Origin of the sequence: Arcobacter iocasae (genome assembly GCF_042214795.1) — a bacterium.
Lineage (GTDB): Bacteria > Campylobacterota > Campylobacteria > Campylobacterales > Arcobacteraceae > Arcobacter > Arcobacter iocasae.
In genome coordinates, this window is record NZ_CP090177.1 from 1105728 (window position 1) to 1128194 (window position 22467).

Below are 22467 nucleotides of genomic sequence, written 5' to 3' on the forward strand. Positions count from 1 at the left end.
CTATACTTTTCTTAATATTAGATTATATATTAATCTCTCTTTACTTCTTCTAAAATAAAATAATATCCTTTTGCCTCTACTAAATTATATGCTAAAAATTGTTCTTCTACTTCTTTTATAACTCTTGGCTCAAATATTTTATTTGGATAATTTTGTTTCAAGTTCAAATACTCTTCATAATCTTTAAAACTCAAAATTATTTTTACAATTGCATTATAAATAGGTCTATTATGATTCAACTGTCTAAATACACCTAATGATGAAAAAAGCAATAACTGAGAAAAACTTATTCCATAGGCTAAGTTAAGCATTTCTGTTCTCCAACCACCTATTCTAGAAGCTAATTCAACTACATAAATATTTTCATTATCATCAATTCTAATTTCAATATGTCCTGCACCAAATTTTATCTCAAAAATTTCTAAAATCTTATCTACTAGTTTTTCTATTTTATTATTTAATTCTTCTGTAATATTTGCTGGAATTTGTTGATGAGTTTCTACTATATTTGGAATATCTCTTATATATTCTTTTGTTATTGTTATTAACTGATGTTTCCCATTTACAGAAATTGTTTCACAACTAAACTGTTCACCTTTTATGTACTCTTCTACTAATACTTTTTTACTACGAGAGAAACAAAGTGTTTTTAAATAGTTATTAGCCAATTCTTCTTCATTTTGGCAGAAGTATACTCCTCTTCCTCCAGAACTATCAACTGGTTTAACGATACAAGGAAAGTTCTTCCAATCTATTAAATCTTCTTTTTCAAAATATTTATAATTTGCAGTTTTAATATTGTGTTTTTTTAAAATCTCTTTCATTTTCATTTTATTTGTAGTATTTAATGCACACTCATAGCTATTTGTATTTAATTCTAACTTTTCTCCAACATAACATGCTGTTATATTACCAAGTTCTGTTGCAGATGTTAAAATTGCATCTATTTTATACTCTATTGCTTTTTTTAGAACCGCTTCTTTATCACAAATATCTATATGTAAGAACTCATCACACCAGTTTTTTCCAATACAAGTTTCATCCATATCTAAAACTATCACGTAAAAAAAAAGTTTTTTTGCTTCTAAAATCAAATCAAGTTGTAAAGCACTTCCACCTAAAATAAAAAGCTTTCTCATTAGTTTATTTTTCCCCAAATAACAATATCATTATTATTTACTTTTATGTCATTTTGAATATTCTCATACTCAATTTTCATAGACTGAAAATTTCTTAGATTTAGCTCATCTTTTAAAATAGTTATCATTTCATCTTCATTATAAAACTTACAAAATATTCCATCTTCCCCTGTTACACCATTTTGCATAATATAGGCATTATCATCTATGTATTCGCCTTTTTTATTTCTAAAATCATTTGGTGTTCGAAATCGTAAGAAAAGAGTGACAGATTTTTTTATTAGGGAATTCTTTTTTATATCTCTTAACATCTGAATAAAATCATCTTTTGGAATATAATAAATTGAATTTGCTAAGACTAAAATATCTGCATAAAGTTTCTCTTTATTTTTACAAAATTCTCTCATATCTTCATTATAAAATTTATAACTATTTTTTTCTTGAATTTTAAAATTTTCATTCGCATAATTTATTAAAGTGTCATTTAAATCTACTCCAAGAGCCTTATTATCAAATGAATATGGAAGCATCAAATTACAGCCATTTGAACATCCTATTTCTAAAAAAGTTAAATCTTTTTTAGTATGAAACTGATATTTAAAAAAGAACTTTATAAAATACTCATCAGGATATTTTAATCCTTTTATTTCCTTAATATCCATTTCCCACCTCATTAATATGTTTATTTACTATTTCAGTTACCTTTTTAGCTTTTTCTTCATCAAATCTAAAATCATTAAATAAATTTACTATTTTAAAGTGTATAGCTTTAGCATTTGAATTTTCCAAAGAATCATTTTTGAACATATAATCAACTTCTTTATAATGAGAGCTTGCAAAAAGATTATTATCAGAAATTTTACTTAACAATTCTTTTTTATCATTAACTAAAATTGAAAATCTCCAATTATTATACTCACTTCCCAATTGAATATTTTTAGGTAAATTTGATTCATATATTGTATTTAAACTTTTTTTATGATTTATCATCGGATTAATTTTTTCTGAAATATTTTGTTTATACTCTTCATAATTTTTATATAAAACTCTTTCATCACCTAACCAAAGATTATCTACATATCTAAGTTTCGTATTAGTATCAATTGAAACTTGAACTCTTTTTGTAAAATTTTCTAAGTCTTCTTTTTTAAAAATAACTTTTAGTTTTTCATATTTATACTTATCTTTTAAAAAGCCAAATCCACCCCAACCCATATCAATATATTTTGAATAACCTGTACTAAAAAGTGCCATATCAGCACTACTATTTTCAATATCATAATCAAAATCTGGAATTTTCAAACAACAATCATCAATAATAAATATTTCACTATTTATCTCTTTTATTTTTTTAAATATTTTACTTGCATCAAACTGTGTTCCAAAAGTTTTTACAAATAATACCCCACCAATATTTTCATTATTAGTTAGTTTTTTTATTAAAAGATTTTCATCCATACATAAAGTATCTAAAGAAATATCTATAAATTCAAAACTAACATTAGCCTTTATAAAAGTTGTTGGAACGATAGGACAAACATTAAGAGGTAATAAAAACTTCTTTTTGATATCTAAAGAACATAATAAATTATATAAAATAGAAGAAGCTCTTACATCAAACAGTGTCATTTTTGAGTCCTTTCATAACTTCTTTAAAAATAAATTCAGCACCATTTTTACTTATATATTTTTTTGCACTTTTTTGCATAAAAACTCTTTTTTCTTTACTTTTTAAAGAATCAACTGCATCAACTAACTTTTTATTTAAATCTTTTTCATTCCACCAAGAAATATTTATCAAACTTCCAACATATTCCCAACCAAGAGTATCATCAACGGCATTATCTACTAAAATAATCCCAATAGTTGGTGTACCAATCCTTGCTAATTCATAAAGAGTTTGTCCACCACTTGCAATTGCAATATCACTTTCTTGCATTACTTTAATCATATCATTTGTAGTAGCATTAAAAACTAAATTACAATTTTCATCTTGTATAGCTTTGATTTTTTCTATGTTTTTAAATCCTGCACCAATTATAATATTTTTTTGTAAAGATGGGAAATATTTTATTAAAGTTTCAATAACTCTTGGAGTTAAATCTCTTACATCACTACCACCAAAAGTAATCATTATACTTTTTATTTCATCATTAATTATATTTGTTTTAGCTTTTGAAAACTCAGGTCTCAAGGGTGTGAATTTACTTCCTAATAGATACTTCATTTTTTCTTTTTTAGGTAAGAAATAATTCTTTTCATCACTTAAAACTGTCCAATCTATTACAAAGCCTTTATTTAAAACATTTCTTCTTTTTTCATCATCAATATAAATTATTGGGATATTTGTTTGCTCTAATAATAAAAGTTCTTCATTTTTTATTTTCATCGAATCAACTAATACTAAATCACAAAGATTTACACTATTAAGTAACTCTTTAAAGCTCTTTTGCCAATCAAATAGCTCATAAGAGAAGCCTTCTAAAAGAGATAAGATAGAATTGTCTCCATTAATAATAAATTCTATCTCATAATCATTTTCAGAAAACTTACTAGAAATTGAAATAGTTCTCGTAATATGTCCAAAGCCTACTTCTTCGCCACCTTCTGTTAATACAAGAAGCTTTTTCTTAATCACAAATCTAACCTATCACCAAAGGTATAATCTTTTTTTGCTTTTGTACCTAAAATCTTTTCTAAATATTTTGGATGTGTTCCATATCCTGGTCTTACACTTTTTATATTATCTTCTGTAAAGGCTTCACCTTTTTTTATATCTTTTGATACATACAAACTTCTTGAATATACTCTACTTTTTATTTTATTTTCGGTTAAAATATAATCAGTTTCACCTATTAGTTTTTCACTTTCTCTAATAGATTTAACCATAAAAGAGAACTCATCTTTTTCCATAGAGAACTCTGCATCTGCTCCACCAATACTTTTATCTATAATAAAATGTTTTTCTATAACTTTTGCACCAAAAGCTATTGCTACAATAGGTGCTGTACTTCCTAAAGTATGATCAGAAAAGCCAACTTCTACATTAAACCTTTCTTTCATATCAACTATTGTTTTTAAGTTTGCTTCTTCTAATGGCGCAGGATAAGAACTTGTACATTTTAATAAAATAATATCTTCATTACCCTCATCCTTACAAATTTTAACAACATCATGAATCTCTTCAAGTGTTGCAATTCCAGTACTTATAATTATTGGCTTATTTTTCTTTGCAACATATCTTATTAAATTATAATCAGTAATTTCAAATGAAGCTATCTTATATGCACTAGGATTAAATTGTTCTAAAAAATCAACTGCACTTTTATCAAAGGGTGTTGAAAAGATATCTATGTCAAGACTTCTTGCATAATCAAAAAGCTCTTTATGCCATTCCCAAGGAGTACTTGCCCATTCATAAAGCTCATATAGATTTTTTCCATCCCAAAGAGTTCCACCTTTGACCATAAAATCATCATTTTTGCAATTCAGGGTTAATGTATCTGCTGTATAAGTTTGCAATTTTATTGCATTTGCACCACACTCTTTTGCTGCTTTTATTGTATCTAGTGCAATTTGTAAAGAGCCATTATGATTTGCACTAAGTTCTGCTATTACATACACTCCATCTTTTTGTAAATCAAAATTACCTATTTTCATTATTAACCCTTCTTTTACAAACTTGAATAATATAGCTTAAGTTTATTTTGTTGAAATAATATCATGATTTATAACTTGATAAAGTTTTTCAGCCATTTCCCAATCTTCCATAGTATCAATATCTTGAACTAAGTATCTAGGGAGAACAATAGGAATAGAGTCTTTTCCAAACATAATTTCATCTGATGTTTTAGATAATTTTACCCACCAAAACTGTCCTGCATCTTGATAAGCTTCTTCTAAATCTTGACTTCTTTTATAAAAATTTTCAGGCCAAAACATTTCACATCTATTATTTTGTGTAATTTTAAAAGTTCTTTGAATTGGAAAAGGCATAGATGTTGCACCAAAAGACTTCCCCGCATCACTATCTTTTAACTTCTTAAAACCCTCAACTAAATATTTTGATTGGAGTAAAGGTGCTGTTGCATATAAACCACATACAAAATCATACTTTTCACCTTGATTTTGTAAAAAAGATAAAGCATGACTTACTACAGCTCCCGCTCCAGTAAAATCATCACTTAATTCTTTTGGTCTTAAAAAAGGAACTTCTGCTCCATATTCTCTTGCTATATTTGCTATTTCCTCATCATCTGTTGAAACTACTACTTTTTCAAATAACTTTGACTCTATTGCTGCTTGAATACTATATGAAATAAGAGGTTTACCAAAAAAATCTTTTATGTTTTTTCTGGGAATTCTTTTGCTTCCACCTCTTGCTGGTATTATACAAATACATTTAGACACTTAAAACCTCCAAAATTGAATAAATCACATAATCTTGTTCTTCATTTGTCAAAGTTGGATAAAGAGGTAAAGAAATAGCTTCTTTATAATACTTATCCATAATAGGAGTATTTTCTTCTCCGTAACCTAAATTTTTATAGTATGGTTGTTTATTTATAGGGATATAGTGAAACTGTAAACCAATATTTCTTTCTCTCATTTTAAGAACGAACTCTTTTTTATCGATATTAAATTTATCAAAATTTATATTCACAACAAAAAGATGATATGCAGACTCTTGCGTAAAATCATATATTGGTTTTATAAAATCATATTTTTCTATAATCTCACAATATCTTTTAGCTATTTCTCGTCTTTTATCTAAAAACTCATCAAGTCTTTTCAATTGTGAAATACCTAAAGCACAAGCTATATCAGTAAGTCGATAATTAAAACCTAATTCAGTCATATCATAATGCCAAGGTGCAATTTCAGTATTTGCTTTCATTCCATGATTTCTCAAAACCAAAAGCTTTTCATAAAGCTCTTTTGAGTTTGTAGTAATTGCTCCACCCTCACCTGTAGTAAAGCCTTTTACGGGATGAAAAGAAAAAGTTGAAATATCACTATTTCTACAAGAACCAGCTTTTATCCCATCAAAACTTGCACCAATGGAGTGAGCACAATCTTCTAAAATCTTAATATTATATTTTACTTTTAACTCTTTTAATTTTTTTTGATTGACACTAAGCCCTGAAAAATGTACCAAATAAATCGCTTTTATTGAAGAGTCTTTCATTAACTCTTCTTCACAAAGGTTCAAATCAATATTTCCATCTTCACAAATATCCACAAAAATTGGTTTTGCATTTATATAAAGAATTGAGTTTGATGTTGATAAAAATGAGTTTACTGTTGTAAGAACTTTATCATTTTCATTTAATAAAACTAATGTTGATAGATGTAAAGCAGCAGTTCCATTTGATACTGCCACACAATATTTAGCCCCAGTATATTTACAAAGAGCCTCTTCAAACTCTTTTATCTTTGGTCCAGTTGTTAAATAATCACTTTTTAAAGTTTCAACAACTGCCTCAATATCTTCATTTGATATATTTTGTTTACTATAAGGGATAAAATTAGTTTTATTCATTTTTCATGTTTTCCAAATACCAATTATAAACTTTTTCAATACCTTTTTTCAATTCTACTTTATGTTTCCAACCCATAGTATGAAGTTTAGAGGAATCAGTCAACTTTAACATAGTACCATCTGGCTTTAGTGTATTAAATATGAGTTGACCATTGAATCCTATGATATTTTTAATAAGTTCAGCGAGTTCTTTTATCGATATATCCACACCTGTTCCTATGTTTATGTGTGTGTTTTTTATCTCTTTATCATTAGTATTATAAATATCTTTAAAATCTTTATTTTCTAATAAAAAAAGACAAGCATCAGCCATATCTTCAGAATACATAAACTCTCTTCTTGGAGTTCCCGTTCCCAATATCTCTACTTTATTTTTATTTACACCAAAATTAGCTAAATATTCTTTTACTTCATCAATTGATTTTAATTCTAAATCTTTTAAGACTTCTTCAAATTTACCTTCACTTAAAAGTTTTGCAAGGTGAATCTTTCTTATAAGTGCTGGTAACACATGAGACTTTTCTAAGTCAAAGTTGTCATTTGGTCCATAAAGATTTGTTGGCATTACAGATATAAAGTTTGTACCATATTGTAAATTATAACTCTCACACATCTTTATACCAGCTATTTTTGAAATAGCATATGGTTCATTAGTATATTCTAATTCGGAAGTTAGTAAACTATCCTCACTCATAGGCTGTGGAGCATTTTTTGGATAAATGCAGGTACTTCCTAGAAAAAGAAGTTTTTTTACTTTGTGTTTGAAAGATTGATAAATAACATTATTTTGTACTTGTAAATTCTCATATATAAAGTCTGCTCTATAAGTATTATTTGCAATAATTCCACCTACTTTTGCAGCAGCTAGTATTACATATTCTGGTTTTTCATTTTGAAAAAACTCTTCTACTCCTTTTTGATTTATCAAATCCAATTCTGCATGTGTTCTATATACTAAATTTGTATATCCTTTAGAGATTAAATTTTTTACTATAGCTGAACCTACAAGACCTTTATGTCCAGCTATATAAATTTTACTATTTTTATTCATTTTATTCAAAATAACTCATAGTTTTATATCCACCATCTTTTAGGTAAACATCTTTTGTCATCAATTTCAAATCTGATTTCATCATATCATTAACTAAATCTTGTAGTTTATACTCTCTATTCCATCCTAGTTTTGTTTCTGCTTTGCTAGGATTTCCTAGCAATAAATCTACTTCAGTTGGTCTAAAGTATCTTGGATCTACTACAACTACTTCTTTACCTATTTCTATTTGATAATCTGAATTTGAACAAGAGGCAACATATGCTTTTTCATCAACACCCTCACCTTTAAATTCTAAAGTAATACCTGCATATTCAAATGCCAATCTTACAAAATCTCGTACCGTTGTCGTTTGACCTGTTGCAATTACCCAATCTTCTGGCTCATCTGCTTGTAAAATCATCCACATCATTCGTACATAATCTTTTGCATGTCCCCAATCTCTTTTTGCATCTAGATTTCCAAGGTATAGTTTATCTTGTAGTCCAAGAGCTATTTTAGATGCTGCTCTTGTTATTTTTCTTGTTACGAAGGTTTCCCCTCTAACAGGACTTTCATGATTAAACAAAATTCCATTACAAGCAAACATTCCATATGCTTCTCTATAGTTTACTGTTATCCAGTATGCATACATCTTTGCTACTGCATATGGGCTTCTAGGATAAAAAGGTGTTGTTTCGCTTTGTGGTGTTTCTTGTACTTTTCCATAAAGTTCACTAGTTGAAGCTTGATAGATTTTTGTTTTTTTAGTAAGTCCTAGAAGTTTTACAGCTTCAAGAATTCTAAGTGTTCCTGTTCCATCTGCATTTGCAACATATTCTGGTGTTTCAAATGAAACGGCAACATGACTCATTGCAGCTAAGTTATATATTTCATCAGGTTGAACTTCTTGAATGATACGAGTAAGATTCATAGAATCTGTCATATCCCCAAAGTGTAGTATTAAGTTTCTATTTTCAACATGAGGATCTTCATAAAGGTGATCTATTCTATCAGTATTAAATAAAGAGGTTCTTCTTTTTATACCATGAACTATATAACCTTTTTTTAGCAAAAACTCTGCTAAATAACTTCCATCTTGTCCTGTTATTCCTGTGATTAGTGCTATTTTCTTTTCAACCATATATACTTATCCTTTAAATTATTATGTATTTTATCTAATCTCTTTTAAAGTCATCATCAATTCTAACAATATCATCTTCCCCTGTATATTCACCTACTTGAGCTTCGATAATAACTAATGGTAATTTACCTTGATTTTCAAGTCTATGTAATTGTCCTGCCTTTATATATGTTGATTCATTTGGATTTAAAATAAATGTTTTATCTTCGATTGTAACTGTTGCACATCCTGATACTACTATCCAATGTTCATTTCTATGAAAATGTTTTTGCAAAGAAAGTCTACATCCTGATTTTACTTCTATTCTTTTTATTTTATAACCAGGGCTATCTTCTAAAATAGTATATGTTCCCCAAGGTCTATGTCCTGTCAAATGTACATTATGAAGTTCGCTTTTTTGTTCTTTTAATTTTTGAACAACTTGTTTTACTTTTTGGCTAGAGCCTTTTTTTAAAATTAAAAGTGCATCACCAGTATCAACAATAATACAATCTTCCATATCTACTGTTGCTATTTTTCTATCATTACCATAGATTAAATTATTTTTTGAATCTATAGAAATATGATTATCATTTATTGTATTATTATTTTCATCTTTTGGAAGTTCATCATACAGGCTATCGAAGCTTCCAACATCACTCCATGAAATATCAGAAGGAATTACTTTAACAAGATTAGATTTTTCCATTACAGCATAATCTATTGAATCAGATGGAATAGCTTCCATTTGAGAATATTCAATTCTTAATATTGAATTTTGATCTTTTTTGTTATCAAATGCTACTTTACAAGTTTCATATATTTTAGGAGAATATTTTTTTAGTTCATCTAAAAATACTCCTGCTTTAAACATAAACATTCCTGAGTTCCAATAATAATTCCCAGCTTTTAAATATTGTGTTGCTATATTTAGGTCTGGTTTTTCATGGAAAGCTTTTACATCATATTTATTTTCAGATTCTATATATCCATATCCAGTTTCTGCAAAGGTTGGAGTTATTCCAAAGGTTACTAGCTTATTGTCAGTAGCAAACTCTTTTGCTTGATTTATAACTTTTTTATATTCTATTTCATTTTTTATTAAATGATCTGAAGGCGTTACTAAAACAATTTCTTCTTTATCTAATGCCATACAAGTTAAAGCAATTGCTGGAGCTGTATTTCTTCCTATTGGTTCTAATAAAAATTTTGAATTTTGAATTTTGAATTTTGAATTTTCTTCCAATTGGTCTAATGCTAAAAAATATTGTTCGGTGTTTGACACTATAAAACTTTTATCACATACTTTACTATTTCTTTCAACTGTTAATTGAAAAAGTGATTTACGAGGTAAATTATCTTTCAAGAGATTGTGTTCAGGAGTATCATTAAAAAGTTTTACAAACTGTTTTGGCATAAGTGTTCGGCTTATTGGCCACAGTCTTGTGCCACTCCCTCCGCATAATATTAGGTTTGTCATTTATTATTCCATTAAATCTTTTTTACTAAACTTAAAAACTCTTTTTCACCCAACCACTCACTATTTTTGGTCGAATTATATTCAAAGCCTTGTTCAACTTGAATACCTTTTTCTCCTAAATTATTCTCAAAATAATCTCTTACAGCGTGGAACTTAATAGTAGGTCCAATTACAAAATGATCTTCAAACTCTATTGTTAGATGTGAATCATCAGAAGGACACATTATTTCATGAAGTTTTTCTCCTGGTCTAATACCTACTATATCATGGGGTAATTCTGGAGCCATAGCACTTGCTAAATCAACTATTTTCATAGATGGGATTTTTGGTACAAAAATCTCTCCACCTTTCATTCTCTCAAAATTTTTAAGTACAAAATTAACACCTTGTTCAAGTGTTATCATAAATCTTGTCATTTTTTCATCTGTGATTGGTAAAGATTCAGCTCCATTTTTAATTAGTTTTTCAAAATAAGGAACAACTGAACCCCTACTTCCTAAAACATTTCCGTATCTTACTACTGCAAAAGAGATATCTCTTTTTCCTACTAAGTTATTTGCTGCAACAAAAAGCTTATCAGATACTAATTTTGTTGCTCCATAAAGATTTACTGGATTTGCTGCTTTATCAGTTGATAGCGCAATTACTTTTTTTACCCTATTGTCAATGGCTGCATCAATTACATTTTGTGCTCCATCGATATTTGTTTTTATACATTCCATTGGATTATATTCTGCAATTGGCACATGCTTTAAAGCTGCTGCATGAATCACATAGTCAACATCATTCATAGCTTTTTTTAATCTATTTGCATCCCTTACATCACCAATAAAGTATCTCATGCACTTATTATTATAATCTTGAGACATTTCATATTGCTTAAGTTCATCTCTAGAATAAATTATTATTTTATTTGGTTTATACTTTTCAAGTATCATCTTAGTAAACTTTTTACCAAAACTTCCCGTTCCACCAGTAATTAAAATATTTTTATCATTAAACATTAAAAGCCTTTTATTATAATGGTTAATTTTACCCAATATATTATTTAACTTTTATTTTAAGAGCAAATATGCAATAATTTAATAAATCCAAACTTAGGTATTTTATGTCAGAAAATTTCATTCCAGAAGATATTATCAAAATTCAAAAAAAACTTGCTAGCTTTGAAAAGGGTTCAAGGAATTATAAAAAATATACTAAAATACTAGCAAAGCACATAAAAAAATTTACTATGAAAAAAAGAGTTACTTCTCACATTAAAACAATTGAAAATATTCAAAAAATTGATGAAGAACTAAATAAAAAAGATGAAGAATAAATTTTTATTACAATTTGTAATAATTTTTCTTAATTAAAAAACTTTCTGATAGAATTACACAAAATTAAAACACGTAGGAAAAACGATGGATGATAATCAAAAAAAATCACTAGAATTAGCAATTAAACAAATTGACAAAGCTTTTGGAAAAGGTTCACTAGTAAGATTAGGGGATAAAGAAACAGTTCCAGTTGAGTCTATAAGTACAGGTTCATTGGGACTTGACTTAGCATTAGGGGTTGGAGGATTACCAAAGGGAAGAGTAATAGAGATATATGGACCTGAATCTTCAGGTAAAACTACACTTACTCTTCATGCAATAGCAGAGTGTCAAAGACAAGGTGGAGTTTGTGCTTTTATTGATGCAGAACATGCACTTGATGTTATTTATGCTAAAAACTTAGGTGTTGATACAGATAACTTACTTGTTTCACAACCAGATTTTGGAGAACAAGCATTAGAAATACTTGAAACAGTTATTAGAAGTGGAGCTGTAGATTTAATAGTAATTGACTCAGTTGCAGCACTTACTCCAAAAGTAGAGATTGATGGTGATATGGATGATCAACAAGTGGGTGTTCAAGCTAGACTTATGAGTAAAGCTTTAAGAAAAATTACTGGTATTTTACATAAAATGAACTGTACTGTAATATTTATTAACCAAATCAGAATGAAAATTGGAATGACAGGATATGGAAGTCCAGAAACTACAACTGGTGGAAATGCACTTAAATTTTACTCTTCTATTAGACTTGATATTAGAAGAATTGCTACACTTAAACAAGCTGAAAACTCTATAGGAAATAGAGTAAAAGTAAAAGTTGTAAAAAATAAAGTTGCGCCTCCTTTCAAACAAGCAGAGTTTGATATCATGTTTGGAGAAGGTATCTCAAAAATGGGAGAACTTGTTGATTATGGTGTTAAACTTGATATTGTAGATAAAGCTGGAGCTTGGTTTAGCTACAATGACAGTAAAATCGGTCAAGGGAAAGAGAACTCAAAAGTATTCTTAAGAGAAAACCCAGAAATAGCAAAAGAGATTGAAGCTAAAATACTTGAAGCTATGGGAGTAAATGATGCTGTACCATTTGATGGCGATGAAAGTTCAGAAGAAGGTGAAGATTAATCTAAGAGAAAACTCTCTTAGATTAAATCCCTTTACAACTACAATATACAAAACTACCCCAAATAATCACAAATACCACCAATCACAAAAGAACTTTAAAATAAAATTTTAGATAAAATGATATAAATTTAAATATTTATAGGAGACCTACGTGGTATATATTGATAACATTTATGCTGATGAAGTATTAGATTCAAGAGGAAATCCAACAGTTAGAGCAACAGTAATTTTAAGTGATGGGACAAAACAAAGTGCGATTGTACCAAGTGGGGCAAGTACTGGAAAAAGAGAAGCACTAGAATTAAGAGATGGGGATGATAGATTTTTAGGTAAAGGTGTTTTAAAAGCAGTTGAAAATGTAAATACTACAATTGCAAATGAATTAATCGGTTTAAGCCCATATAATCAAGCAGAAATAGATGCTACAATGAAAGATATAGATGGAACAAGTAATTATTCAAACCTAGGTGCAAATGCAGTTCTAGGTGTTTCTATGGCTGTAGCTCGTACTGCTGCTGCATCTTTAGAAATTCCTTTATATAGATATTTAGGTGGGGCAAATGCTATGACTATGCCTGTACCTATGTTTAATATCATAAATGGTGGAGAACATGCAAATAACTCTGTTGATTTTCAAGAATATATGGTTATGCCAGTTGGTTTTGAAAACTTCAATGATGGATTAAGAGCAGTATCTGAAATCTATCAAAACCTTAAAAAAGTAATTGATGAAATGGGTGAATCAACTGCAGTTGGTGATGAAGGTGGGTTTGCCCCAAATTTAAAATCAAATGAAGAACCTATTCAAGTTATTTTAAAAGCAGTAGAAAAAGCTGGATACAAAGCTGGTGAACAAATTGCAATCGCACTTGATGTTGCAGCTTCAGAAATCATAAATGACAAAGGTCTTTATGTATTAAAATCTGAAAATAGAGAATTAACTTCAAAAGAGTTAGTTGCTTATTATGCTGATTTATGTTCAAAATACCCAATTGTATCTATCGAAGATGGATTGAGTGAAGATGACTGGGATGGTTGGAAAATATTAACTGAAGAACTTGGTTCTAAAATTCAACTTGTAGGTGATGATTTATTTGTTACAAATGCAAATATCCTAGCAGAAGGAATTCAAAAAGGAATTGCAAATTCTATTTTAATCAAACCAAACCAAATTGGATCAGTTAGTGAAACAATGCAAACAATAAGACTAGCACAAAGAAATAATTATAATTGTGTTATGTCACACAGATCTGGTGAATCTGAAGATGCCTTTATTGCTGATTTTGCAGTGGCATTAAATTGTGGACAAATCAAAACTGGAAGTACAGCAAGAAGTGATAGAATCGCTAAATATAATAGATTATTGGAAATCGGTTCTGAAATAGCATATGCTGAATATTTAGGGAAACAACCTTTTTTCAAAAAATAGTAGTAGAATAATATGGCAGAAAAAAGTAATCGTTTTATAAGTAAAGAGGTCAAACGATTTACTGTAATAGCAATAATTTCTATTGCTATTACACTTTTTCTAAGCTATCATGTGGCAAACTTACTCTTTGGAGTAAATTCTTTTGAGGTCTATAAGTCACTTAAAAATAAAAGGTCTTATTTGATTAGTGAAATTAATAGACTTCAAGAGAGTAATGCGAGATTACAAAAAGAGTATTTTGAATTAAAAAATTTGGAGCCAGAAGAATGAAATCTTTATCTTTAATTGTTACATCACTATTAATGGTTGCTTCTTTAGAAGCAAGGGAAAATCCGTTTATGCCAACAAAAGCATATAATGATGAAGTTGCAAGACTTATGGAAATAGATCAAAACTATCCACCTGAATTTATGGAGAAGAACCAAGACATTCAAACAGAAGATATGACTCCTGTACTAAGAGAAGGTGATGTAAATAAACCAGCTCCTACTGCTGTTGCAAAGAGCGAAGAAGAGATGAAAAAAGAGCAAATGAAAAAAGAAGCTCAACTAAGAAAAGAAAAAGAGCTTCAAGAAGCTCTAAAAAAAGTTGCAATTGCTAAAAAAGAAGCTGCAGAAGCAAAATTAGCAAAAGAAAAAGCAATGCAAAAAGCAAAAGAGTTAGAAGAAAGAGGCCCTGTAATTTATGTTAAGCCAAGAGCTACAACAGAAATAATGCCAAATGAGGCTGAAACTCCTACTGTACAAGATGAGACAAAAATGGATGTTAAAAGTGTAGAAGTTTTACCATATTTAAAACTTGAATACTCAAATGATAAAATGACATTAAATACAAAATATAAAATTATGAAAAAATTTTATATAGAAAATGAGAAAAAATTAATTATAGATTTTAAAGCTAATGTTTCATTTTTTACAAAAAATATAGTATTAGATTCAACTAACTTCAAAAAAATAACTGTAGGAAATCATGGTGAAGAACACTTTTTTAGAGTTGTTGTAGAAGTGGAAGATATGCCATCAAATTATGATGTTTCTTTTGATGACACTTTAGTTTATATTCTTCCTAAACAATAAAGTATCTAATAATTTTATTATTATCATTACAATTAGAACTTCTAAAATAGAAGCTAATATAAATGCATAATAATAAAATTGAGTAATACTATGATTATGATATGCCAAAGTAATAACTGCTATTAAAAGAGTAAGGGGCATAGAATGAGAAAGCCCTATTAATAAAAACTTCCCTCCTTTTAAATCTTTCATAAATAAAAATGACGCCACAAGTCTTATTAAAATCATAGCTACAACTATCATTAAAGCTTTTACAAATAATCCATCATGAAATAGTGATTGTAGTTCAAATGATGTACCTACATGAATAAAAAATATTGGTACTAACCATCCAAAACCAAAATGCTCCAATTTTGTTGGAAGGGCTTTATTATGCTCAAAAAATGTTTTTATAAAAGTTCCAGCAATAAAAGCCCCAAAAGCAACTTCAAGTTTTAAGTAAATCATTATAGTAATCAATAAAAAGAAAATAGCCATAGAAACACGAATATCTTGCTCTTGATGATCTTCTTCTGGCATAAGATATCTTTTTATCTCAGGATACCACCATAATAAATTATGAAATATCTTATATATAATTATAAGCACAACTAAAAAAGCTGTAAATAACATCATAGTTTTTGCAAATTCTAAGCCAAATCCAACTTCAAGTCCAGCAGAAACTGTTGTTAAAACAATAATAGAGACTATCTCACCCACTAAACCTATTAGGATAGATAAAGATACCCAATCTACTTCTCCATACTCTTTTTTTAATGCGGCTAACATACCTATAGAGATTAAAGGAAGAGTAACTACAAAAATATTACTTAATTCAAAGTACCAAGTAATAAGAAAAGACAAAGAAAATAATACTGCATTATAAACAAGTGATTTTTTTAAAATTTTAGGGTCTGAGTCTATTATTTTTCTTAAATCAACTTCAAGCCCTGCTAAAAACATCAAATATAAAAATCCAAGTTCCGCAACTAGTTCAAAAATAGTATGTTCTGTAATAAGTGAAAAATATACAGCAAGAGCACCTAATATAATCTCAACAGGAACCGTTGGTATCTTAGTAAACTTTGCTACCAAAGGTGAGATAAAAATTATTGTTGAGATTGTAATAATTATTAGGATTTCATCTGTCATGTAGTTTCCTGTTTTTAATCTCTTTCTCTTTTTATCTTAAAGCCTAACTTTTCAAGTTCTTCCATATCTTCAATTGGAGATTTTCCAGCAGTTGTTAAATAATCTCCAATAACAAAGGCATTTGCACCTTTTTCAAAGATTTTATATTGTTCTTCACCAAACATTAGTTCTCTTCCACCAGCAACCATGATTTTCATTGCATTTGGAACCATTTTTCTAGCTAGCGCAATTAATTCAAATGCTTCTTCTCTTGTAACACTATTTTCGACAATTGGTAAAGCCGAATTTGGGTGAAAGAAGTTTAAAGGAACATTCATAGGTTCCAATGATGCGATTGATTCAAGCATAGAGATTCTTTGCTCTTGAGTCTCACCAAGACCAAAAATTCCACCACATACAAGTCTTAATCCCACTTCTTTTACATTTTTACAGGTTTGATATCTCTCTTGCCAAGTATGAGTTGTAACAATTTGGGGATAATAATCTTCTGCTGTTTCTAAGTTATGATTATAAGCATCCACTCCTGCTTCTTTTAGTGTTTGAAGTTGTTCAACACTTGCCGTTCCATTACAAGCAATTAAAATAAGTCCTAAATTCTCTTTTTTAACAGCCTTTGCAGCTTCTACAACAAACTTTAATCTCTTGTCATCTAAACCTTTTCCAGCTGTTACTAAACAAAATCCATTAGCATTATTCTTTTTAGCTCTTTTTGCTTCTTCAACAATTTGCTCAATTTCTTTTCTTTTATATCTTAAGATATCAGCTTTATACTTTACACTTTGTGTACAAAATTTACAGTCTTCATTACATGTACCACTTTCAATATTACAAATAGCACATAAAAATATTTCTTTATTTTCGTTCATATCTAATCTCTTCTTTTAAAAATTCTTTTTCATTAATATTTCTTGAGTAATAATTAATTATATACTCATTTGGGTTAATTTCTAACAACACACACTCGCTCAAAGGTTTCTCTCTAGCACATATTTCACCAGGATTTAAAAACAAAGTTCCCTCTTTATACTCACTTTCAAATATATGAGTATGTCCAAAAATCACTACATCACTGTCCCCATTTAAATAAAAAGGAAGATGCATAAGTTTAAACTTTATATCTTCAATTTTAAATAAATAAGGTTCGTTTTCTATTTTGTATTCATTTGAAAGATACACTAAAGAGTTGTCATTATTTCCATAAACACACACATAAGGCAAACTTGACTCTTTTAATAATTCTAAATTTTCTTTCAAACATAAATCACCTGCGTGAACCAAGTACTGTGCACCTTGTAATTTTAAAAAATCAATAGCTTCTTTTGTAAAATCAACTTTATTGTGACTATCAGAAAGAACTGCTACTTTCAAGTTTATTTCTCTTTTTTAGCAGTTGTTTTCTTTACTGTTGTCTTTTTTGCAGGGGCTTTCTTCGCTGGAGCTTTTTTTGCTGTTGTTTTCTTTGCAGCAGCTATTTTTTTAGCTGGTGCTCTTTTTGAAGTTTTTGAGTCATTTTCAATAATACTTAAACAATCTTCCAACTCTAAAGTTGCAGCATCTTTACCTTTTGGTATTTTATAGTTTTTTCTACCTTGTTTGATATAAGGTCCATATCTTCCATCAAGAACTTGAATTTTTTCTTTTTCAAAGTTTTTAATAGTAGCCTTTGCTTTTTCTTCATCAATTTGTTTTATTATTTCTAAAGCTCTTGGTAGTTCAACTTTATAGGGATCATCTTCTTTTAGTGAATAATATTTTGTTTTTACTTGCAAATATGGACCAAATCTTCCAATATTTGCTTTAATATCTTCACCATCAGCAGTTTGTCCTACAACCCTTGGAAGAGTAAATAAAAACATCGCTTCATCCATAGTAATCGTATCCATATTTAGATGAGCTGGAATCGCTACAAAAAGAGGTTTTTCCTCATCATCTTTTGTTCCAATTTGAACAAATGGCCCAAATCTTCCTACTCTTGCACTTACAGGTTTTCCAGATTTTGGATCAGTTCCTATTTCTCTTATTTGTAAATAGTCTTCTTTATTTACGCTCTCTTCTTTTTCATCGATAGTTTTTTTGAAATCCCCATAAAAGTCTTTCATTACTTGTTGCCAAGCAATTTTACCATCTGCAATATCATCAAACTCTTCTTCAACTTTTGCCGTAAACCCTAAATCTAAAATATTAGGAAAATGATCTGTTAAAAATGAATTTACAATTTCACCCGTTGGTGTAGGTATAAGTTTTTTATCTTCTGATTTAGTTATATACTCTCTTGCTTGAATAGTAGAAATTGTAGGAGCATAAGTAGATGGTCTTCCTATTCCTTCACTTTCTAATTTTTTTACAAGAGAAGCTTCTGTATATCTTGCTGGTGGTTTTGTAAAGTTTTGTTCTAAATCTAATTTTTCTAAATCTAATTTTGTTCCAACTTTAATTGACGGTAATATTTTTTCACTACTATCAAGTGCAGATTCAGGATTATCACTTCCTTCTGTATAAACTTTCATAAATCCAGGGAAAATAATTCTTTGTCCCTTAACTTGAAATTCATACTCTTTATCTTTTCCAGCACTTATTTTATATGTAGTATTTGCTATTTTTGCAGTTTGCATTTGAGTAGCAAGTGTTCTTTTCCAAATAAGACTATAAAGTCTAAATTGTGCATTATCCACATAAGCTTTTATCATACTTGGTTTTAAACTTAAATCAACAGGTCTAATAGCTTCGTGAGCCTCTTGTGCCCCTTTAGCTTTTGATTTGTACACTCTTGGGCTTTTTAGGCTATATTCAGCTCCATAGGCTTTCTCAATCACTTCTTTAGCAGCACTTGTAGCAACTGTTGAAAGATTTAAGGAGTCTGTTCTCATGTATGTAATCAAACCACCAGTATGATTTGGAATGTTTTGAATATTTCCTTCATATAGCTGTTGAGCTATTACCATAGTTTGTTTTACAGAATATCCAAGCTTTCTACTAGCTTCTTGTTGTAATGTTGAAGTTGTAAAAGGCGCTGCTGGATTTCTTTTACTTTCACTTTCATCTATATCAAAAAGTTCAAAATCACCTTGATTTATTGAAGCTTCTATCTCTTTTGCTTCTTGCTCATTTTTGACTTTTTTAACTTTTCCATTGATTTTTGCTAATTCAGTATTTAATTCAGGGTTTATAAAATCAGCTTTTATTTTCCAAAACTCTTCTGGAATAAAGGCTCTGATTTCATTTTCTCTATCAACTATTATTCTAACAGCAACACTTTGAACTCTTCCAGCACTTAGTCCATATCTTACTTTTTTCCATAATAGTGGCGAAAGTTCATATCCAACAGCTCTATCTAAGATTCTTCTTGCTTGTTGGGCATCAACCAAGTTTTGATTTACTTCCCTTGGATTTTCTAGGGCTTTTAAAATTGCACCCTTTGTAATCTCATGAAATACGATTCTTTTTAGTGGATTTTTTTCAACTTTAAGTGCAGGGATAAGATGCCAAGCAATAGCTTCTCCCTCCCTATCCTCATCGGCTGCGAGGTAGATAGTTGTATCTTTTGTTATCTCTTTTTTCAAATCAGCAATTACTTTTCTTTTATCCGTGGAAATCAGATATTGGGGTTTGAAGTTATCAGCTGGGTCAAACCCTAATTTTGACTTTGGTAAGTCTCTTACATGGCCCATAGATGCCATAACTTTATAATCTGATCCTAAGAATTTTGAAATTGTTTTTGCTTTTGCTGGTGATTCGACGATAACTAAATTTTTCACTATAAAAATAACCCTTCTGATTTTTTTTGAGCAAGAATTCTAACATAATTAGATTAAAAGCACTTAAGCTTTAAAATTAACATCTTTATCTAAAAAATTATTACCTCTGTTTGTAAATCAATATTAAACTCTGATTTTACTCTCTGTTTTGCAATATTTATCAAATAAATTGCATCTTCAAAAGTTCCACCACCATTATTTACTAAAAAATTAGCATGTACTTTCGAAAAAGACATTCCATTTTTACTAAAACCTTTTAAGCCAACTTGCTCTATCAATCTTCCCGCACTATCTCCTATTGGGTTTTTAAAACAGCTTCCCGCACTAGGAGTTTGTGGTTGATTGTTTCGCATTTTTGTAAAAAGTTCATTCATCTCTTTACTATATCCACTTGATATATTAAATACAAGTTCATAAACTATAGTATCTATATTTGTATTTCGGTATCCGTATTGTACATCTTCTTTTTTAATATAGCCATCTTTTGTTTTAATTGAGTCAATATAATTGAAGATTTCCCACTCTTTTAATCCTGCATTCATCTTAATCAAGCCACCAAGATTTCCAGGGAGTTTTCCAAGAAATTCAAAATTTGCTAAATTATTTCTTTTTGCATAAGATAAAAGTTTGCCAGATTTTGTAGCACAACCAACATAAAGTTTATCTTCTTTTTGTTCTATATAATCAAACTCTTCACCTAAAACTGCAAATTTTGGAGGATGATTTGAGATTAAAAGATTATTTGCACGACCAATAATTTGATATTTGCTATAATCCCCTATCTCATTTATAACCAACACCTCTAATGTTGGTCCTATATGAATTGATGAATACTTTGAAAAGTCGATACTCTTTGTGTAATTATTCATTATTACTTATTACGAAGTTCTTCGTATTCACTTGGGATTAAAAACTCTCTTGATTTTACAAGGTTTTCATAAAATCCATTTTTATACCCTAGTTCATATAATTTATCTAAGGCATCATATTGAAGCTCACTTAATTCAATCGAATCATCATTTGCATAAAGGTCTAAATACTTATCAAGTGTTGAAGCATCAACTCTTATAAGTCCTCGCTCTAATAACATATCAGATAATATTTTTTTGTTTTTATTTGCAACATGAACTGCTTTTATCAAAGTATTTTCATAATCAATTGCATAATTTAAGGGAATTGATCTTCGTAAACACATTCCACCAAGTGGAAGGGGTAAATCTTTTCCAGCAAGTTCTTGCCAGATATCCCAAATCTCACGTTCTACTTCTAAGCTATCATCATAATTTAAAATTGACTCATGAATTAAAACACCTGCATCAACAGTTCCATCAATTACAGCTTGCTCTATATCTAAAAAGTTCATATAAGTAATTCTTGCATCTGGATAAGCGATTCTAAACAGAAGTCCATTAGTTGTATATTCTCCACTTAGAGCTACTTTGAAGTTTTTCTTTAATTTTGTCTCTTTTTTTCTTACTAATTTTGGTCCATAACCATTACCAAATGAAACTGCTGTTTTTAAAAGTGCATAATCATCTTTTATAAAAGGGTACAGAGCAAAAGAGATTGCACAAATATCATATTCACCATTTATAGTAGCTTGATTTAAACTCTCAATATCATCAGCAATATTTTCAAATACTGTATCTTTTGGAGTAACCCACCCAAATTTTATAGCATAATACATAAAAATATCATCGGCATCCGGTGAATGTGCAACACTAATTTTTCTCAAAGTCTATCCTTCTTTTTTTATGAAAAAGATTGTATCAAGTTATGGTTTTATCTTTGGTTATGTAAAGATATGAATGAGTATTCAAAAGCTTTGCTTTCTTTTTATTAAAAGAGTATAATTAATTAATCTATTTAAGGAGATTATTATGAGAATATATAAATTAGTTCTAGGATTTTTAGCAGCTACAACATTAGTTTCAACACTAAATGCTACTGATTATACACAAAGAGGACCATCAAGTTTTGAAGAATATGACACCAATAATGATGGTTTTGTATCTGAATCTGAGTTTTATGATTTAAGAGCAAAAAAAATGGAAGCAAAAGCAAATCAAGGTATGAGAATGAAAAATGCCGCATATGCTCCAACTTTTGAAAGTTTTGATACAAATGGGGATAAAAAACTAAGTAAAGCAGAACTTTTAGAAGGTCAAATGAAAAACATGAAACAAAGAATGAATCAAAAAGGAATGGGAAATGGAATGAATTCTGGCCAAGGTATGAACAAAGGTCAAGGAATGACTCCAGGTCAAGGTATGGGAAAAGGAATGAATAATTCCAACCAATAACTCTCTTCACAA

General features: G+C 29.0%; 23 protein-coding genes. 6 read left to right on the forward strand and 17 right to left on the reverse strand.

The features are described from left to right. Window positions 1-29 precede the first annotated feature (29 nt). From LXN10_RS05625 to pseB, 11 genes are read right to left on the reverse strand one after another with little or no spacing between them, the layout of a single operon-like run. Window positions 30-1139, reverse strand: coding sequence for an ATP-grasp domain-containing protein (locus LXN10_RS05625; protein ID WP_375724906.1), 1110 nt, complete (start codon window positions 1137-1139; stop codon window positions 30-32). Further along, a complete protein-coding gene (locus LXN10_RS05630) occupies window positions 1139-1801 on the reverse strand; it encodes a class I SAM-dependent methyltransferase (protein ID WP_375724907.1) in 663 nt (220 codons plus the stop codon). Before LXN10_RS05630 ends, LXN10_RS05625 begins: the two co-directional genes overlap by 1 nt. After that, on the reverse strand, window positions 1791-2768 hold the full coding sequence (locus tag LXN10_RS05635) for a DegT/DnrJ/EryC1/StrS family aminotransferase (RefSeq protein WP_375724908.1): 978 nt from the start codon (window positions 2766-2768) through the stop codon (window positions 1791-1793). Before LXN10_RS05635 ends, LXN10_RS05630 begins: the two co-directional genes overlap by 11 nt. Then, complete coding sequence (locus LXN10_RS05640; RefSeq protein ID WP_375724909.1) at window positions 2755-3777, reverse strand: PseG/SpsG family protein; 1023 nt, start codon at window positions 3775-3777, stop codon at window positions 2755-2757. The genes LXN10_RS05635 and LXN10_RS05640 overlap by 14 nt, the downstream gene beginning before the upstream one ends. After that, complete coding sequence (gene pseI / locus LXN10_RS05645) at window positions 3774-4799, reverse strand: pseudaminic acid synthase (RefSeq protein ID WP_375724910.1); 1026 nt, start codon at window positions 4797-4799, stop codon at window positions 3774-3776. Before pseI ends, LXN10_RS05640 begins: the two co-directional genes overlap by 4 nt. A 42-nt stretch (window positions 4800-4841) precedes the next feature. Then, window positions 4842-5549 carry a pseudaminic acid cytidylyltransferase gene (pseF, locus tag LXN10_RS05650; RefSeq protein WP_375724911.1) on the reverse strand — a complete coding sequence of 236 codons (708 nt, stop codon included), beginning with the start codon at window positions 5547-5549 and terminating at the stop codon, window positions 4842-4844. Beyond that, window positions 5542-6681: a UDP-4-amino-4,6-dideoxy-N-acetyl-beta-L-altrosamine transaminase gene (gene pseC, locus LXN10_RS05655; RefSeq protein WP_375724912.1), complete on the reverse strand. Its 1140-nt coding sequence runs from the start codon at window positions 6679-6681 to the stop codon at window positions 5542-5544. Before pseC ends, pseF begins: the two co-directional genes overlap by 8 nt. Continuing rightward, window positions 6674-7732 carry a GDP-L-fucose synthase family protein gene (locus LXN10_RS05660; protein WP_375724913.1) on the reverse strand — a complete coding sequence of 353 codons (1059 nt, stop codon included), beginning with the start codon at window positions 7730-7732 and terminating at the stop codon, window positions 6674-6676. The genes pseC and LXN10_RS05660 overlap by 8 nt, the downstream gene beginning before the upstream one ends. 1 nt (window position 7733) lies before the next feature. Further along, a complete protein-coding gene (gmd, locus tag LXN10_RS05665) occupies window positions 7734-8855 on the reverse strand; it encodes a GDP-mannose 4,6-dehydratase (RefSeq protein WP_375724914.1) in 1122 nt (373 codons plus the stop codon). A 34-nt stretch (window positions 8856-8889) separates the two neighbouring features. Next, window positions 8890-10314, reverse strand: a complete 1425-nt coding sequence (locus LXN10_RS05670; RefSeq protein ID WP_375724915.1) for a mannose-1-phosphate guanylyltransferase/mannose-6-phosphate isomerase — start codon at window positions 10312-10314, stop codon at window positions 8890-8892. An 11-nt stretch (window positions 10315-10325) separates the two neighbouring features. Then, window positions 10326-11318, reverse strand: coding sequence for a UDP-N-acetylglucosamine 4,6-dehydratase (inverting) (gene pseB / locus LXN10_RS05675; RefSeq protein WP_375724916.1), 993 nt, complete (start codon window positions 11316-11318; stop codon window positions 10326-10328). Window positions 11319-11422: 104 nt separating this feature from the next. Here pseB and LXN10_RS05680 point away from each other — a divergent pair, with 104 nt between their 5' ends. The 5 genes from LXN10_RS05680 (at window position 11423) to LXN10_RS05700 (ending at window position 15266) form a co-directional block, all read left to right on the forward strand. Further along, on the forward strand, window positions 11423-11635 hold the full coding sequence (locus tag LXN10_RS05680; protein WP_129100859.1) for a hypothetical protein: 213 nt from the start codon (window positions 11423-11425) through the stop codon (window positions 11633-11635). 85 nt (window positions 11636-11720) lie between these two features. After that, a complete protein-coding gene (recA, locus tag LXN10_RS05685) occupies window positions 11721-12761 on the forward strand; it encodes a recombinase RecA (protein WP_375724917.1) in 1041 nt (346 codons plus the stop codon). A 151-nt stretch (window positions 12762-12912) separates the two neighbouring features. Then, the gene (gene eno, locus LXN10_RS05690; RefSeq protein WP_375724918.1) at window positions 12913-14190 is read left to right on the forward strand and encodes a phosphopyruvate hydratase; all 1278 of its coding nucleotides are present in this window, start codon (window positions 12913-12915) and stop codon (window positions 14188-14190) included. 12 nt (window positions 14191-14202) lie between these two features. Continuing rightward, window positions 14203-14460, forward strand: coding sequence for a septum formation initiator (locus tag LXN10_RS05695; RefSeq protein WP_129100856.1), 258 nt, complete (start codon window positions 14203-14205; stop codon window positions 14458-14460). Then, window positions 14457-15266 carry an AMIN domain-containing protein gene (locus tag LXN10_RS05700; protein WP_375724919.1) on the forward strand — a complete coding sequence of 270 codons (810 nt, stop codon included), beginning with the start codon at window positions 14457-14459 and terminating at the stop codon, window positions 15264-15266. Before LXN10_RS05695 ends, LXN10_RS05700 begins: the two co-directional genes overlap by 4 nt. On the opposite strand, the gene LXN10_RS05705 is transcribed toward LXN10_RS05700, so the two are convergent. The 6 genes from LXN10_RS05705 to LXN10_RS05730 form a co-directional block, all read right to left on the reverse strand. Next, a complete protein-coding gene (locus tag LXN10_RS05705; RefSeq protein WP_375724920.1) occupies window positions 15240-16397 on the reverse strand; it encodes a cation:proton antiporter in 1158 nt (385 codons plus the stop codon). The genes LXN10_RS05700 and LXN10_RS05705 overlap by 27 nt on opposite strands. A gap of 14 nt (window positions 16398-16411) precedes the next feature. Further along, window positions 16412-17263 carry a biotin synthase gene (locus LXN10_RS05710; protein WP_375724921.1) on the reverse strand — a complete coding sequence of 284 codons (852 nt, stop codon included), beginning with the start codon at window positions 17261-17263 and terminating at the stop codon, window positions 16412-16414. Further along, window positions 17250-17765, reverse strand: a complete 516-nt coding sequence (locus LXN10_RS05715) for a YfcE family phosphodiesterase (protein ID WP_375724922.1) — start codon at window positions 17763-17765, stop codon at window positions 17250-17252. The genes LXN10_RS05710 and LXN10_RS05715 overlap by 14 nt, the downstream gene beginning before the upstream one ends. 2 nt (window positions 17766-17767) lie before the next feature. Continuing rightward, window positions 17768-20152: a type I DNA topoisomerase gene (gene topA, locus LXN10_RS05720; RefSeq protein ID WP_375724923.1), complete on the reverse strand. Its 2385-nt coding sequence runs from the start codon at window positions 20150-20152 to the stop codon at window positions 17768-17770. A gap of 89 nt (window positions 20153-20241) precedes the next feature. Further along, window positions 20242-21021: a UDP-N-acetylmuramate dehydrogenase gene (locus LXN10_RS05725; protein ID WP_375724924.1), complete on the reverse strand. Its 780-nt coding sequence runs from the start codon at window positions 21019-21021 to the stop codon at window positions 20242-20244. 2 nt (window positions 21022-21023) lie between these two features. Continuing rightward, on the reverse strand, window positions 21024-21839 hold the full coding sequence (locus LXN10_RS05730) for a menaquinone biosynthesis family protein (RefSeq protein WP_375725330.1): 816 nt from the start codon (window positions 21837-21839) through the stop codon (window positions 21024-21026). A gap of 193 nt (window positions 21840-22032) precedes the next feature. On the opposite strand from LXN10_RS05730, the gene LXN10_RS05735 reads away from it, so the two are divergent. Next, window positions 22033-22455 carry a hypothetical protein gene (locus LXN10_RS05735; RefSeq protein ID WP_375724925.1) on the forward strand — a complete coding sequence of 141 codons (423 nt, stop codon included), beginning with the start codon at window positions 22033-22035 and terminating at the stop codon, window positions 22453-22455. The last annotated feature ends 12 nt before the right edge of the window (window positions 22456-22467 follow it).